The 13,366-nt window shown below is 65.7% G+C and carries 15 protein-coding genes; 5 read left to right on the top strand and 10 right to left on the bottom strand.

The window, feature by feature from the left end; all coding sequences use genetic code 11:
• Positions 1-47: 47 nt before the first annotated feature.
• The 5 genes from BLP96_RS03210 to BLP96_RS03190 all read left to right on the top strand — a co-directional run bounded on the left by BLP96_RS03210 (position 48) and on the right by BLP96_RS03190 (position 3,457).
• The gene (locus tag BLP96_RS03210) at positions 48-1,328 is read left to right on the top strand and encodes an MFS transporter (protein WP_089683007.1); all 1,281 of its coding nucleotides are present in this window, start codon (positions 48-50) and stop codon (positions 1,326-1,328) included.
• Between the two features lie 177 nt (positions 1,329-1,505).
• The gene (locus BLP96_RS03205) at positions 1,506-1,940 is read left to right on the top strand and encodes a DUF4870 family protein (RefSeq protein ID WP_089683005.1); all 435 of its coding nucleotides are present in this window, start codon (positions 1,506-1,508) and stop codon (positions 1,938-1,940) included.
• Positions 1,941-1,954: 14 nt separating this feature from the next.
• A complete protein-coding gene (locus BLP96_RS03200; RefSeq protein WP_089683004.1) occupies positions 1,955-2,509 on the top strand; it encodes a hypothetical protein in 555 nt (184 codons plus the stop codon).
• A gap of 2 nt (positions 2,510-2,511) precedes the next feature.
• A complete protein-coding gene (locus tag BLP96_RS03195; RefSeq protein ID WP_089683002.1) occupies positions 2,512-3,099 on the top strand; it encodes a cytochrome c oxidase subunit 3 family protein in 588 nt (195 codons plus the stop codon).
• A gap of 64 nt (positions 3,100-3,163) precedes the next feature.
• Positions 3,164-3,457 carry a hypothetical protein gene (locus BLP96_RS03190; protein WP_089683000.1) on the top strand — a complete coding sequence of 98 codons (294 nt, stop codon included), beginning with the start codon at positions 3,164-3,166 and terminating at the stop codon, positions 3,455-3,457.
• Positions 3,458-3,473: 16 nt separating this feature from the next.
• On the opposite strand, the gene BLP96_RS03185 is transcribed toward BLP96_RS03190, so the two are convergent.
• The 10 genes from BLP96_RS03185 to cobA all read right to left on the bottom strand — a co-directional run bounded on the left by BLP96_RS03185 (position 3,474) and on the right by cobA (position 13,342).
• Positions 3,474-3,704 (bottom strand): hypothetical protein, encoded by a 231-nt coding sequence (locus tag BLP96_RS03185; protein ID WP_089682998.1) that lies wholly within the window; start codon positions 3,702-3,704, stop codon positions 3,474-3,476.
• A 12-nt stretch (positions 3,705-3,716) separates the two neighbouring features.
• Positions 3,717-5,660: a nitric oxide reductase activation protein NorD gene (locus BLP96_RS03180; protein ID WP_089682996.1), complete on the bottom strand. Its 1,944-nt coding sequence runs from the start codon at positions 5,658-5,660 to the stop codon at positions 3,717-3,719.
• 78 nt (positions 5,661-5,738) lie between these two features.
• Positions 5,739-6,554, bottom strand: coding sequence for a CbbQ/NirQ/NorQ/GpvN family protein (locus BLP96_RS03175; protein ID WP_089682994.1), 816 nt, complete (start codon positions 6,552-6,554; stop codon positions 5,739-5,741).
• A gap of 52 nt (positions 6,555-6,606) precedes the next feature.
• Positions 6,607-7,953: a cbb3-type cytochrome c oxidase subunit I gene (locus tag BLP96_RS03170; RefSeq protein ID WP_089682991.1), complete on the bottom strand. Its 1,347-nt coding sequence runs from the start codon at positions 7,951-7,953 to the stop codon at positions 6,607-6,609.
• 47 nt (positions 7,954-8,000) lie between these two features.
• On the bottom strand, positions 8,001-8,453 hold the full coding sequence (locus BLP96_RS03165) for a c-type cytochrome (RefSeq protein ID WP_089682989.1): 453 nt from the start codon (positions 8,451-8,453) through the stop codon (positions 8,001-8,003).
• Between the two features lie 237 nt (positions 8,454-8,690).
• Complete coding sequence (locus BLP96_RS03160; RefSeq protein WP_089682988.1) at positions 8,691-9,008, bottom strand: carboxymuconolactone decarboxylase family protein; 318 nt, start codon at positions 9,006-9,008, stop codon at positions 8,691-8,693.
• Between the two features lie 63 nt (positions 9,009-9,071).
• Positions 9,072-9,473 carry a SirB2 family protein gene (locus BLP96_RS03155; RefSeq protein ID WP_089683377.1) on the bottom strand — a complete coding sequence of 134 codons (402 nt, stop codon included), beginning with the start codon at positions 9,471-9,473 and terminating at the stop codon, positions 9,072-9,074.
• A 122-nt stretch (positions 9,474-9,595) separates the two neighbouring features.
• Positions 9,596-10,807, bottom strand: a complete 1,212-nt coding sequence (locus tag BLP96_RS03150; protein WP_089683375.1) for an NnrS family protein — start codon at positions 10,805-10,807, stop codon at positions 9,596-9,598.
• 145 nt (positions 10,808-10,952) lie between these two features.
• A complete protein-coding gene (locus tag BLP96_RS03145) occupies positions 10,953-12,494 on the bottom strand; it encodes a nitrite reductase (protein ID WP_281182540.1) in 1,542 nt (513 codons plus the stop codon).
• Positions 12,491-13,342, bottom strand: a complete 852-nt coding sequence (cobA, locus tag BLP96_RS03140; protein ID WP_089682986.1) for a uroporphyrinogen-III C-methyltransferase — start codon at positions 13,340-13,342, stop codon at positions 12,491-12,493. Before cobA ends, BLP96_RS03145 begins: the two co-directional genes overlap by 4 nt.
• Between the last annotated feature and the right edge of the window lie 24 nt (positions 13,343-13,366).

The raw sequence follows: 13,366 nt of genomic DNA, 5'->3' as shown, positions 1-13,366 counted from the left end.
CTCTTGCGCCCGTCGCACACCGTCTTTCGAACCGCAAAGGAGAGAGCATGGCTTCGCAGCGCTTCAAGCAGTATTCGGTGCTCGCTGCCAACACCTTCGCCTTCACCATGTGCTTCATGGTGTGGACGATGTTCGGCGAGATCGGCGTGCCCATCGCCGAAGAGCTCGGCCTCAACGGCACCCAGTTCGGCATTCTTACCGCAGTCCCCATCCTCACGGGCTCGCTCACGCGCCTGCCCCTGGGGGCGATGACCGACCGCTACGGCGGCCGCCCGGTCTTCTTCGTCATCCTCGTGCTCATCGTGCCCGCCATCTGGATGGTCCAGTTCGCCACCCAGTACTGGCAGTTGCTCATCCTCGGCGCCCTCATCGGCCTGGCCGGCGGCTCCTTCTCGGTGGGCATCACCTATACCGCCAAGTGGTTCGAGAAGGAGCGCCAGGGGCTGGCCATGGGCATATTCGGTGCCGGCAACGCGGGCGCCGCGGTGACCAAGTTCATCGCCCCCACGGTGATCGTAGTGCTCGGCTGGCAAGCGGTGCCCAACCTCTACGCCGCCATCATGCTGATCACGGCGATCGTCTTCTGGTTCTTCACCTACTCCAACCCGACACACCGCAATGCCGATCGCGTTTCCCTCCGCGAGCAGGTCAAGGTGCTCAACGATCCCAAGGTATGGAAGTATTGCCAGTACTATTCGGTGGTGTTCGGCGGCTACGTGGGCGTCTCGCTGTGGCTGACTCGCTACTACATGAACGAATACGGCCTGGGAATCCAGCTAGCTGCGCTGATCGCCACCATCTTCGTGCTGCCCTCCGGGGTGATTCGTGCCTTCGGCGGCTGGCTATCCGACCGCTTCGGCGCCCACACCGTCACCTGGGCGTGCATGTGGGCGAGCCTGGTGGCCTTGTTCATCATGTCCTATCCCGAGACCCAGTACCGCGTGGCGACCAGCGGCGGCGAGGGCGTGGTGGAATTCGGCTTCGGCATTCCGGTATGGCTGTTCACCGCCGCGCTGTTCGTGGTGGGCATCGCCTGGGGCATCGGTAAGGCCTCGGTGTTCAAGTACCTCTCCAACGACTATCACGAGAATCTCGGCCTGGTTTCCGGCATCGTGGGGCTGGCCGGTGGCCTGGGCGGCTTTCTGCTGCCGATCATGTTCGGCGCCCTGGTCGATCTCACCGGCGTGGCCACCACCGTGTGGATGCTGTGCTTCGGCGTGACGCTGGTTTCGATCGTGTGGATGTGGTGGACCGAGCGGCGAGTGCCGATGCTCACCCGGGACGAACACCATCAGGCAACCGTCATCGAGACACCGCCCCACTCCTGAGTGCGACAATCTGCCCGCCCCAATACCCGAGCCGAGGACTCGGGTATTGATCCGTGACAAGGACAGCGGGAATGTCCTGCGGCATAGTAGCGGTGTTCATAACCGACGTGCCTCGTCCGCTGGCGAGGTCGACATCGAACCGGCAACGACCGGCAACTCTGCACCCAGGAGGTGGCCATGTCCGCACCATCCGCGCCTCTGCCTTCCGACGCCGCCGAAGACGAACGCGGCAAGAAACTCGCTGCCGTGGTCTACGTACTGTACCTGGGTAGCGTCCTGGCCGTGGTCACGGCGCCGATCGGCGTCGTCTTCGCCCACCTGCGCCGCCGCCAGGCCGCCGATTGGGTCGCCAGCCATCTGCAGTTCCAGATTCGCACCTTCTGGCTGGGCATCGTCGGTGCCGTGCTCTGCCTGCTCGCCTGGCAGCTGCTCGGCTGGCTCAGCTTGCCCGCCTGGGCACCCTGGGCACTGGGTTACGGCTTCTTCACCGCCTGCCTGATCTGGATGGTCGGGCGCTGCGGGGTGGGCATCCATCGACTGATGGCCGGTCGCCCCATCGAGGCACCCAAGAGCCTGTGGCTGGGCGGCGCTTCCGTCAGCCTGAGCGATTGACGCGGAGCCGTATCATGAGCGCATCGATCTCGCCTGGGGCAGCGCCCCCTACCCGTTCATTCGCCGTCACGACCATTGCCTGGGGATTCATCGCCTTTGCCGCCGTGACCATCGTCTTGCTCGGTCTGGCCCTGCTGCCCGGCGAGCGGCTCCCGCTGGTTCTGACCGCCGAGCCCGGCAGCGGCGGGCTGACCGGCGGAGTCGCCTGGCTGCTCGAGCGCAGCCAGGCCTTGGCCGCACTGCTGCTGGCGGGCGCCGTGCTCACCCTGTGGCTGGCGATCGCCCTGCTGCAACGCCGTGCCTGGGCACGGCGTGCCTTTCTCATCCTGCTGGCCACGGGCTTCGTCGCCGTGCTGGGAGGCGCGGCCCTCACGCCGCTCACCTTCAGCCTGCTGCCGGAGGCCGCCACCAGTGCCGCCGTGGATCGTAGCGCACCCACCGCCGGACTGACCGGAACCCTGAGCGCCATCATCCTCTTGGCCACGCTGCTGGCGGCACTGTTCGCCTGGGCGGGCTGGAAGCTCGGCTCCACGACGGTTCGCCGCGAGTTCCGGCAACAGGAGGGGTGAGCATGTCCTCCTACGAGCATCGCACGGCGCGCGCCCTGCCCAACCCCGGCTGGGGGCCGCTCTCCGCACTGCCCGGCAACCCGCTGATGTGGGTGCTGATACTCAGCGAGATGCTGGTCTTCGCCGCCTTCTTCGCGCTCTACGCCTGGCAGCGCGCCACGAACGTGGCCGCCTTCAATGCCGCCCAGCAGGCCCTCGATCCGTTGATGGGCGGGCTCAATACCCTGGTGCTGCTGACCAGCGGGCTGTGCGTCGCGCTGGCCGTGGAAGCCATCGGCCATGATCAGCGGCGACGCGCCCGCCAGTGGCTGACCGCCAGCATGGCGCTGGGCGTGGTATTCGGCGTGGTCAAGGTGGTCGAATATGCCGACAAGTTCGCTGCCGGCATCACCCCAGACACCCATCTCTTCTTCGGCTTCTACTACGGCCTGACCGCCTTCCACTTCGCCCACGTGCTGTTCGGACTGGGACTGCTGGCGCTGGTGACCTGGCGCACCTCCACCGACAACGTGGAGACCGCCGCCGCCTTCTGGCACATGGTGGACCTGATCTGGATTTTGCTCTATCCGCTCGTCTATTTATTGCGCTGAGGTCCCTTTACTCCGCTGAAGGCACTCCGTTGCGCTGAAGGCTCTCCAACCCATGAGGTGTCTCATGACCGCACTGCCCGGCACCCGCCGCCTGCTCGCCACCTGGTTGACGCTGATGGGGCTGACGCTCGTCGCCATGCTCTCGGCACGCCTCGACCAGGGCAGCTGGGCTCCGCTGCCGCTGTGGTCGGCCGCACTGGTATTGATCGTCACCGGTTTCAAGGCCCAGCGGCTGCTGATGGTCTATCTCAACCTGCGCGCCGCCACTCCAGCCTGGAAGGGCACCTTCATGGGGCTGGTGATCCTGACGCTGGCGTTGATTGGCGCCGGCTATGCGGCGCCGCGGCTGGGCTTGTGAAACGAGTCCCCGACGTTCAGCGGCGGGGAGAATTGGAACGGGAGCGGGACGAAGAGGGCGGCGGGTTGCGTGCCCACGCCTCGAGGATCCGAGCCAGCCGCATCAGGCCATAGACGATGAGCGGCACGGCGAGCATCAGCCCCACCCCCCAGTCGCGGTTGTTGATCAGCCAGGCCACAGGCAGCACCACCGCCAGGCCGATGGTGAGCCCGATGGCGACGGCAATGGCGAGACGGGGATTGGACATGGCCATGCTTCCTCAGGTGCCAATGATCTGACGGTAGATATCCGGCAGCGCCAGCGACAGGTGCTCGGGGCGGTTGAGAATGGCGTAGCTGCCCCGTCCGAACAGGTGCGGCACGTAGCGGTGGCCTTCGCTGTCGACGGTCACGCCGAATACCTTGACCTCCTGCTGACGCGCCTCGAGCACCGCCTTGCGGGTATCCTCGATGCCGTAGCGCCCTTCATAGTAGTCGGTATCGTTGGGTTTGCCGTCGGTGAGCACCAGCAGCAGGCGATGGCGGTTGGGGCGTTTGGCCAGCTCCTGGGTGACGTGACGGATCGCCGGCCCCATGCGCGTGTAGTGACCGGGTCGCAACGCAGCGATGCGCCGAGCGACCCGTTCGCTCATGCGCTCCTCGAAGCCCTTGAGGGTGTTGACCCACACCTTGTGGCGGCGGTGCGAGGTGAAGCAGTGGATGGCGTAGTCATCACCGCAGCCGGCTAGGCCATGCCCCAGTACCAGCAGGGCTTCCTTCTCGACGTCGAGCACGCGACGATCCTCAAGCCAGGCTTCGGTAGAAAGCGAGACGTCGATGAGGATGGACACGGCCAGGTCGCGCGCCTGCTCGCGAGCCGACAGGTAGATCCGGTCGCTGGCCTCGCCGGTGGCGGCCAGATCGCAGCGCGAACGGATCACCGCGTCCATGTCGAGGTCGCTGCCGTCCAGCTGACCGCGCAGGATCTCGCGACGCGGTCGCAAGGCCTCGAACTCGCGGCGCACGCGGCGGATGCGGCGCCGGGTCGGCTCGTCGGGCTCCCACTGCTCGCCCTCCTCGCTCTGCACGTCGCTGTGGACGACGCAGTGGTCGGGCAGGTAGATCTGCTTGCGATGGTGCCACTCGGGATAGGTGTGGCGCCCCGCCAGACGGCCGCCGGTCGCCTCATCGGGAGCCAGGTCGAGATCGAGCTTGAGCCGTGAGGCCGCCTGCTTGCGGTTGGGGCTGAGCACGATCTCCTCGATCTGATCGGCCGCCTCTTTGGCGGTTTCCTCCTCCTCGTCCTCGACATGGCGGTTCAGGTTCACCATCTCGGCCCAGGAGAGCATCTTCTCCGAGGCGTTGAGCATCAGTGGGTCGTCGCGGTCGGCCTGATCCTGCTCGCGGCGGTCCGCCTGGCGCTTTCCGGCGTCGTCTTCCGGTTGGTTGCGACGCAGGGCGATCTCCGCATCGTCGGCGACGTCCTCGCGCGCGCCGTCGCGGGTACCCAACGTCACCACCTGCCCCCACAGCGGAACCGGCAAGGGCGGCCGGTAGTCGCGCGGGGCGCGGAAGTCGTCCAATGCCATGGCGTCATCCTCGATGGCCCGGTGCATGGCGCCGGCCCAGCCGTCATCGGGTACCGGGGCGCCGAGCTGAGCCAGCAGCGCGGCCTCGAGCGCCGCTTCCATGGGCGGCAGACGCTTGCGCTGGGGGCGCACTTCGAGAAGCGCCCGGCACAGGCGAGCATGACGTTCGGCCAGGCCCGGGAAGCGCTCGAGCACCGCCTGCGTGGTGCGATGCGCCGTGCGCAGGGCAAGCAGGTCGTTCTGCAGCGGATCGGCAGCGGTGGGGGCGCGCTGGCCCGATGCCAGATAGGCGGTGAGCCACAGGTAGAGGTCGCGGTTCAGAGCCGCCTCGGGAAAGAGGGCGACGCGTGGCGGCAGCAACAGGTGCTCCTCGTCGCGGCGCGCCTGGTCCAGCGCCTCTTCGTCGAGACCCAGACGCTGTCGCAGCGACAGCCGGTGACGAGAGTTGCGCCGGGCGATGGCGGCCACCTCGATACCGGACTCGCCACCGCCACTGCGAAAGAAGACACCGAGCAGCGTACGCAGATCGTCCAGATGCACCGCCGACTCGGGGTGATCCGGATAGCTGGCCGCGCTGGAAGCCCAGCGGTGCCAGTGGCGGCCGACGAACTCCTCGACCTCGAGAAAGTCCAGCATGCATCGTCTCCTGGGGATGGTCGGGGCTGATCCGGCAGCAGGCCTGCCCTCGACACGCCTCGCGACTAAAGTACCGTCTTACCCAAAGGTTGCCTTGATCGATTCCAGCAGCCCCTCCTGAACGTCCTGATCGTCGGAGAGCGGCTCCACCAGGGTCGCCTGGGTCGCTTCGAGGATCGGCATCCCTGCGGCGATCAGGGTCGCACAATAGACGAGAAGACGCGTGGACACGCCCTCTTCCAGATCCTGGCCTTTCATGGCGCGCAGTCGCGAGGCCAGGTTGACCAGGGCAGCGCAGCGATCGTAGGCCAGGCCGCTCTCGCGGGCGACGATCTCGCACTCTGCCTTGGGGGGCGGAAAATCGAACGACATCGCCACGAAACGCTGGCGGGTGCTCGGCTTGAGCGACTTGAGGATGTGCTGATAGCCAGGATTGTAGGAAACCACCAGCATGAAATCGTCCGGCGCCTCGAGCAGCTCGCCGGTGCGTTCCAGCGGCAGCAGGCGACGGTCATCGGTCAACGGGTGCAACACCACGGTGACGTCCTTGCGTGCCTCGACCACCTCGTCGAGGTAACAGATACCGCCCTCGCGCACGGCGCGGGTCAGTGGGCCGTCGACCCAGCGCGTTTCGCCACCCTGCAGGAGATAGCGGCCGGTGAGGTCGGCGGCGGTGAGGTCGTCGTGACACGAGACGGTGAACAGCGGCCGCCCGAGCTTCGCCGCCATGTGGCTGACGAAACGGGTCTTGCCGCAGCCGGTCGGCCCCTTGAGCAGCAGCGGCAACCGCTGCTGATAGGCCTGCTCGAACAGCGCGCATTCGCTGCCGACCGGCTCGTAATAGGGCAGCGTCTGCTCGACGGCAGAGTCGCTGGCAGTTGCGGTATCGGACATGGTCACTCCAGGGGAAGGGTCGACGGGGCGCAAGCGCCCCGTCGACGAGCACTCACTCGGCTGCGGTCAACGGCGCGCTGGTGGCAGGCACCTGCTCGCGTGACGGGCCGAAGAAAGAGTAGAGCAGCATCACGGCGGCCACGGTCACCGCGACGCCAGAGCCCAGACGCATGACGTAGAAGAGGTCGAGCTGGCTCTGCACCTCCATGTAGTTCATGCCCAGCACCCGCTGCAGGTGAGTCTGAACGACGCCGGCAAAGGTCAGGGTGAAGGTCATGAAGCACATGGCCGAGGTCATGATCCAGAAGCCCCACATGTTCATCACCTGGTTGTACGGCTGCACGCGACGCAGTTGCGGCATGGCGTAGGTGATGATGCCCAGGATCAGCATCACGTAGGCACCGTAGAAGGCCAGGTGGCCGTGCGCCGCGGTGACCTGCGTACCGTGGGTATAGTAGTTGATGAACGACAGGGTGTGCATGAAGCCCCACACGCCGGCACCGAAGAAGGCGATGGTCGGGCAGCCCAGGGCCCAGAGCATGGCCGCCTTGTTGGGGTGGTTACGGCTGCCTTTCCAGAACATGTAGAAAGCGAACACCACCATGGCGAAGAACGGAATCACCTCGAGGGTGGAGAAGATGCTGCCAATGGGCTGCCAGTAGCTCGGCGCACCGATCCAGTAGTAGTGGTGACCGGTACCCAGCAAGCCCGAGAACAGCGACAGGCCGACGATGACGTAGAGCCACTTCTCGATGACCTCGCGGTCGACGCCGGACATCTTGATCAGCAGATAGCCGAGCAGCGAAGCCATGATCAGCTCCCACACGCCTTCGACCCACAGGTGCACGACCCACCACCAGTAGAGCTTGTCCACCGCCAGGTTGGAGGGGTTGTAGAAAGCGAACAGCCAGAACACCGCCGCCAGCCACAGACCCAGCATCAGCACCAGGTTGATCGCCGTCTTGCGACCCTTGAGCAGGGTCATGCTGGTATTGAACAGGAAGATCAGATAGGAAATGGTGATCAGCACCTTGATCCAGAACGGCTGCTCGAGAAACTCGCGCCCCTCGTGAATGCCGAACTGATAGCCGACCAGCGCCGCCGCACCGGCAAAGGCGAAGATCGCCAGCTGCAGGTAGGCCAGGCCGGGGCTGTGGATCTCGCGCTCGGCCTCTTCGGGCATCAGGTAGTAAGTGCTGCCCATGAAACCGATCAGCAGCCACACGATCAGCAGGTTGGTATGGCTGACGCGCATGATGTTGAAGGGCATCACCTCAGCCATGAAGTTGGGTGCGATATAGACGGTGGCCGCCAGCAGACCGAAGACGATCTGCAGTGCGAACAGGGCCATGGCCACCATGAAGAATGGCAAGGCCACCTTCTGGGTTTCGTATTTCATCGGTCTCGTTCTCCTTGCATCATCAACCCGGACTCACGTCACGCCGCTCACCCGGCGGGGTGCGGTGGCCAATCCTGGTCGTCGATGGAGTCGGTCCACTTGAGGAAGTCGATCAGTGCGTTCATCTCCTCGTCGCTGAGGTCGAAATACGGCATCTGGCGACGACCTTCGGCGCCGGTCGGCTGCGCCCGCATCCAGGCGGTGAGTGCCATGCGCGCGCCTTCCGGGTTGTCGTGACCGCCATAGCGCTCCCACACGTTGCCCAGTTCCGGCGCGAAATAGGCACCTTCGCCCATGATGCTGTGGCAGTTGATGCACATGTTCTCTTCCCAGACGTGCTTGCCGAGTTCGACGGAGTCGGTCAACCCTTCCTTATCCGTCGAGTCGTTGACCATGTACCAATGGCTATGAGCCGTCAGCGCGGTAAACAACAGGAAGAAAAACAGCGAGCCGCCATAGAAGATATTGCGGGCCGCTGCCTTGGTGAGGCCTTCGGTCATGGGCCATCCCCCCTTGCTTGCTTGGCATTCGCAGGACCCGCAGCCGATATCGACCGGTCCCACCCCTTTTTTTAAACATGCATTTATGATGCATGTTTAGAATAGCAGGAGCCACCCCGCCAGGGCATTGACCTTGGTCAAATTGGAGAAAAGAAGCGCCAATACCACGATGATGGCGCCGCCCGGCCACTCGCGACACGATGTCGCAGGCCAGCCGGCAGAGCCGGCAACCGCTGCTCAGCTTTCGACGATATCATCGATCCAGGTCAGCGCTGCAACCCCAGCCGGCAGGCCCAGCGTAGGCACGGCCAGCAGGGCTACCTGGCGCAGCGCCTCGGGCTCGATGCCTTCGTGCAGACCGCGCCGCACGTGCGAGTGAACCGCCCCTTCGGAGCCGGCACCTGCGGCCAGGGCCAGCTTGACCAGGCGGCGAGTTCGTGCATCCAGCGGCCCGCTCTCGGCACAACGCTGGCCGAGCGTCTGAAACGCCTCCCAGACCGCCGGATACTGCTCGGCCACCTTGCCGGCACCGCTGGGGAGTGATTGGTCGCTCATTGGGCTCATCCTTCCTGGCGAGTGAATCGTTGACGCGCCCTCAGTATAGACACCCGGAACGCGTCAGCCAGCTGACAGGATCACCAGCCAGGAGAGCGGGTGATGAGCGACGGCAGCCCCCACCATGTAGGCGAAGGCCGCCAATGCTGCCACCGCCGCCACGGCTCGGGTGACCGGGCTGCGTCCGCGCTTGATGGCCACGGTACCCAGGCCGATGTAGAGCAGCAGGGCGACGAGTTTGGCAGCGAGCCAAGGGTGCTGGTGAGGCCACATCGACAGCATTGCCATCAGCAGCACGCCGAACGTGAGCAGCAGGGTATCGTTGAGGTGCGGCAGCACCTTCACCCAGCGTCGCTGCAGGAGCGGCGACTGGCGTACCGACCACACCGCACGCACCACGAAGAACGCCAGACTCAGCGTCACGGTCAGCAGGTGCAGGTGCTTGATCGGCAGGTAGTACTCCAGCATGGTCGACTCCGGCTGCGGGCTGCGGGCTGCGGGCTGCGGGCTGCGGGCTGCGGGCTGCGGGCTGCGGGCAGAATCGTCGCTCGACGTTCGCGACTCATGGCGTTGGCGCGTAGCGCCGGCTAGCCGTCCTGGCCATCGGCACGCGACGACAGCAATGGCACCGTATAGTGGAACAGGAAGACGCCGTAGGCCAGGCACCAGAAGATGATGCCCAGGTTGTAGGTCCAGTGGGTGATCTGCGGGAAGAGCGCCAACACCGGCGAGCGCAGCAGCGCGGCAGCCACCATCAGTCCCAGCGCCACGCCGATGCCCGGCAAGGTACGGATGGGGCGAGCGGTGTGCCCCAGCGAGACGCGCGCCATCATCGACAGCATCATCGTACCCATGCCGCCGATGGTCAGGGCGTGCACCGCCACGTCCACGCGGAAAGCGCCAAGCAGCGCCAGGGCCCACATCGCCAGACCCACCGGAATGAAGGCATAGCTCAGGTGCAGCCCCCACAGCAGCGGCTCGCGCCAGCTATGCAACCCGCCCCAACGCGCCAGGCGCACGCCGTTGGTCAGGGCGGCCAGGCCCATCAGGGCGGCCAGCAGGGGTGCCGGCAGCGCCGCCCCCAGCGTCGCCAGCAACTGCGCCACCACCACCGCCATGACGCTGCCGAGGCTGACATACTCTAGCGTCGCGATCGGAGGCTTGCGCGTCAGACCCAGGCGATTGGCGGTGAACATGGCGATCACGCGGCCGCCCACCACCACCATCAGCAGAGTGATCAGCAGCACGGCCAGGTAGGCCGACTGGCGAATCAGTAGCGCATCGCCGTCGAGCACGCCCAGGTGCATGGTCAGGTTGGCCAGCGTCAGCAGCGCCAGGGCGGGCAGGAAGATCAGGTTGCGCCAACGCCGGGCGGCGATCACCAGCCGCGCCATGACGATGCCCACTACCGGCAGGAAGGCTACGTCCACGGTGGCGATCAGCCACCCCGGCAGCCCGGCCGGAAAGGCGATCAGCAGCCGTGCGGCGAGCCACAGCGCCACCAGACCCAGCAACGGCGCGCCGTGCAGGCTTCGCTGCCCGGTCCAGTTCTGTACGGCGGTGAGCAGGAAGCCCGCCACCACGGCCGTGGCGAAACCGAAGATCATCTCGTGCTGATGCCACCACACCAGTCCCCCATGCGGGCGCAACAGAATATCGCCGTGCCAGAAGGCGAACCACACCACCATGGCGAGCACGCTGAACAGCGCCGCCAGCAGGAAGAAGGGGCGGAAGGCCAGACGCGCCACGGGCAGGCGCGCCAACGTGGTAGAAGACAGGGAAGACGAAGAGGACGGCATGGTCGCGATACCTGAGTAAAACGCTTGGACATGCGCATTGTGCGCCAACTGACGCGCGGCTTCCATGACAAGTATCAAGAATGCTTCTTACGAAGACTGGCCGTCGCCGGAACGGGCAACCGAAGTCGGCTGACGGCTTTTCGTCTCAGTGGCTGGTACCCTCCTCGTACTGCGTCTTGTTCCATACGTTGTACTTGCCGGAGGGTTTCTTCATCGGCATGCGGTCGAGTTCCTCCAGGGTCTCGGCGTCGATGCGCAGCAGCGCGCCATCGTCGTCCCAGATGCTCAGCAGCAGGGTTTCGCCGTCGCGATCGAATTCCACGTGGGCGGCAGTCTTGCCGGGTTCGGGGGTCAGCGTCTCGGCGATCTTCAGCGTCTGCTTGTCGATGACGTGGATGCGGTCGTGGTTGGGTCCGAAGAAGACGTCCACCCAGACATAGGGCGAATTCTCGTGGCTGCGCATGAAGAAGCCCGGCCCGTCGGTCTCGATGTGGGTGATCAGCGACCAGTCGCTCATGTCGAACACCGACACCAACCCCTTGTCGATGTGCGGGATCGCCATCACCCGGCGCCCGTCGAGCTCCCAGGTAGTGCCGGCGCCCAGGTGAGGCATCCCCTCCAGCGGCAGCTCGGCGATCGTCTCCTCGGCATCCATGTCGAACACCACGCCACCGCCGCCGTCACCGCGGGATGCACCCACCAGGTAGCGGTACGACTGATCGAAGAAGAAGTCATCCATGTAGTCCGGCGCCGCCATGCGATGCAGGGCGAAGTCGCCGACCAGCGGCTCGTCCCCCTCGGCGCGCTGCTCGGGCCAGCGGATCTCCCAGATCTCGGGAATGTCCTTGAGGGCGGCGACGAAGCTGTTGCGCGGTGGCGCCGTGTAGACCGCGCTGACCCGCGAGGTCTCGCCGTTCTCGGCCTCCACCGGCAGGGTGGCGATCAGCTCGAGATTGCGGGCATCGAACAGCACCAGGGTGTGCGGCAGGTAATTGGCGGCCATCACGTAACGGCCATCGGCCGAGACGGCGATATTGCGCATGTTGATGCCGGCACGCACCTCGGCGGTGACTTCGAGGTTGTAGATGTCGTACTTGGTGATCCAGCCATCGCGGGAGCCGAAATAGACGTAACGGCCGTCCGGGGTGTACTTGGGTCCGCCGTGCAGGGCATAGCGGCTGGGAAAGCGTTCGATGCGCTCGAAGGTGTCGCCGTCGAGCAGACTGACGTGGTGGTCGCCCGTCTCCACCACGATGAAGAGGTTCTTGAGATCTTCGACTTCGAACACCGGCTCGTCGGGCAGACTGCCGTAAGGATGGTCGACGACATGGCTGGCGCGAATGTCGTCATCCGTCCAGGTCGGTTCCTCCTCGGGTGGCTCATGGATCCACTCGGCCAGTGCGGCGACTTCGTCATCGTCGAGCAGCGCACCGAAGGCCGGCATCTGCGTGGCCGGACGACCGTCACGAATCACGTCTCGAGCCGCATCGGGCTTGAGTCGCGATAGGTTTTCCGGCAACAGCGCCGGCCCGATGCCGCCCAGCCGACCGACGCCGTGACACGCGGAGCAGTGCTGATTGTAGAGCATGTGCGGATCGGGGCTCTCGGCCGTCACCGGAAGGGCAACCATGGCGAGCCCCCACAGCCCCCCGGTCAACAGTGTCGTTACGGCAGTGCGCAGGTTCACAGTGCCAGCCTCCCCATGGCCGGTTCCTCCATCGCGTGACGGGTCAGGTTGGTCATCGCCGGTGCCAAGTGGTCGGCCAGTCGCACCACCTCGCCCACCACGATGAGGGTCGGCGGCCGGAACCCCTCGCGTTCGATGACCTCGACGACATCCCCCAGGGTGGCCAGCACGTGGCGCTGCTCGGGGGTGGTACCGCGTTCCACCAGCGCCACCGGATGCGACGCGGGCAGCCCATGGCGCTGCATTTCGCGGCTGATCAATTCGGCGTTGGCCAGCCCCATGTAAAACACCACGGTGTGATTGGGCACCGCCAGCGCGGCCCAGTCCAGCGCCAGCTCGCCGTCCGCCTTGGCGTGGCCGGTGACGAAGGTGACGCTCTGGGCGAAGTCGCGATGAGTGAGCGGAAACCCCGAGTAGGTGGAGCAGCCCGAGGCCGAGGTGATGCCCGGCACCACGCGAAAGCCGATGCCATGCTCGATGAGGTATTCGGCCTCCTCGCCGCCTCGCCCGAAGATGTAGGGGTCGCCGCCCTTGAGACGCAGCACCCGCTGGCCATCGCGGGCCAGGCGCACCAGCAGGGCATTGGTCTCCTCCTGAGGCAGAGAGTGGTGACTGGCTGCCTTGCCGACATAGAAACGCGTCACGCCGGGGCGGGCCAGCGCCAGTACCTCCTGTGAGACCAGGCGGTCGAAAACCAGGCAGTCGGCCTGCTGCAGCAGCGACAGGGCACGCAGGGTCAGCAGCCCCGGATCGCCCGGCCCGGCGCCGACGATGGCGACCTCGCCGGGCGCCAACGGCGCCTCGTCGAGATCGAAATTCAGGTGTCGCGGTTGGCGATGTGTCGTCATGATCGGCCTCTCCCCGAAGCGTCA

The sequence above is a fragment of the Billgrantia gudaonensis genome (genome assembly GCF_900100195.1).
Classification (GTDB): Bacteria; Pseudomonadota; Gammaproteobacteria; order Pseudomonadales; family Halomonadaceae; genus Halomonas; species Halomonas gudaonensis.
The sequence above is the reverse complement of the archived record's forward strand: the minus strand, read 5'-3'. Positions and strand labels throughout refer to the sequence as shown.

Bases quoted from the DNA above. Each gene is read 5' to 3' on its own strand.
- BLP96_RS03165 (WP_089682989.1), bottom strand. From the start codon at position 8,453: ATGACCGAAGGCCTCACCAAGGCAGCGGCCCGCAATATCTTCTATGGC.
- BLP96_RS03210 (WP_089683007.1), top strand. From the start codon at position 48: ATGGCTTCGCAGCGCTTCAAGCAGTATTCGGTGCTCGCTGCCAACACC.
- cobA (WP_089682986.1), bottom strand. From the start codon at position 13,342: ATGACGACACATCGCCAACCGCGACACCTGAATTTCGATCTCGACGAG.
- BLP96_RS03170 (WP_089682991.1), bottom strand. From the start codon at position 7,953: ATGAAATACGAAACCCAGAAGGTGGCCTTGCCATTCTTCATGGTGGCC.
- BLP96_RS03195 (WP_089683002.1), top strand. From the start codon at position 2,512: ATGTCCTCCTACGAGCATCGCACGGCGCGCGCCCTGCCCAACCCCGGC.
- BLP96_RS03160 (WP_089682988.1), bottom strand. From the start codon at position 9,008: ATGAGCGACCAATCACTCCCCAGCGGTGCCGGCAAGGTGGCCGAGCAG.
- BLP96_RS03200 (WP_089683004.1), top strand. From the start codon at position 1,955: ATGAGCGCATCGATCTCGCCTGGGGCAGCGCCCCCTACCCGTTCATTC.
- BLP96_RS03180 (WP_089682996.1), bottom strand. From the start codon at position 5,660: ATGCTGGACTTTCTCGAGGTCGAGGAGTTCGTCGGCCGCCACTGGCAC.
- BLP96_RS03150 (WP_089683375.1), bottom strand. From the start codon at position 10,807: ATGCCGTCCTCTTCGTCTTCCCTGTCTTCTACCACGTTGGCGCGCCTG.
- BLP96_RS03205 (WP_089683005.1), top strand. From the start codon at position 1,506: ATGTCCGCACCATCCGCGCCTCTGCCTTCCGACGCCGCCGAAGACGAA.
- BLP96_RS03185 (WP_089682998.1), bottom strand. From the start codon at position 3,704: ATGTCCAATCCCCGTCTCGCCATTGCCGTCGCCATCGGGCTCACCATC.
- BLP96_RS03175 (WP_089682994.1), bottom strand. From the start codon at position 6,554: ATGTCCGATACCGCAACTGCCAGCGACTCTGCCGTCGAGCAGACGCTG.
- BLP96_RS03190 (WP_089683000.1), top strand. From the start codon at position 3,164: ATGACCGCACTGCCCGGCACCCGCCGCCTGCTCGCCACCTGGTTGACG.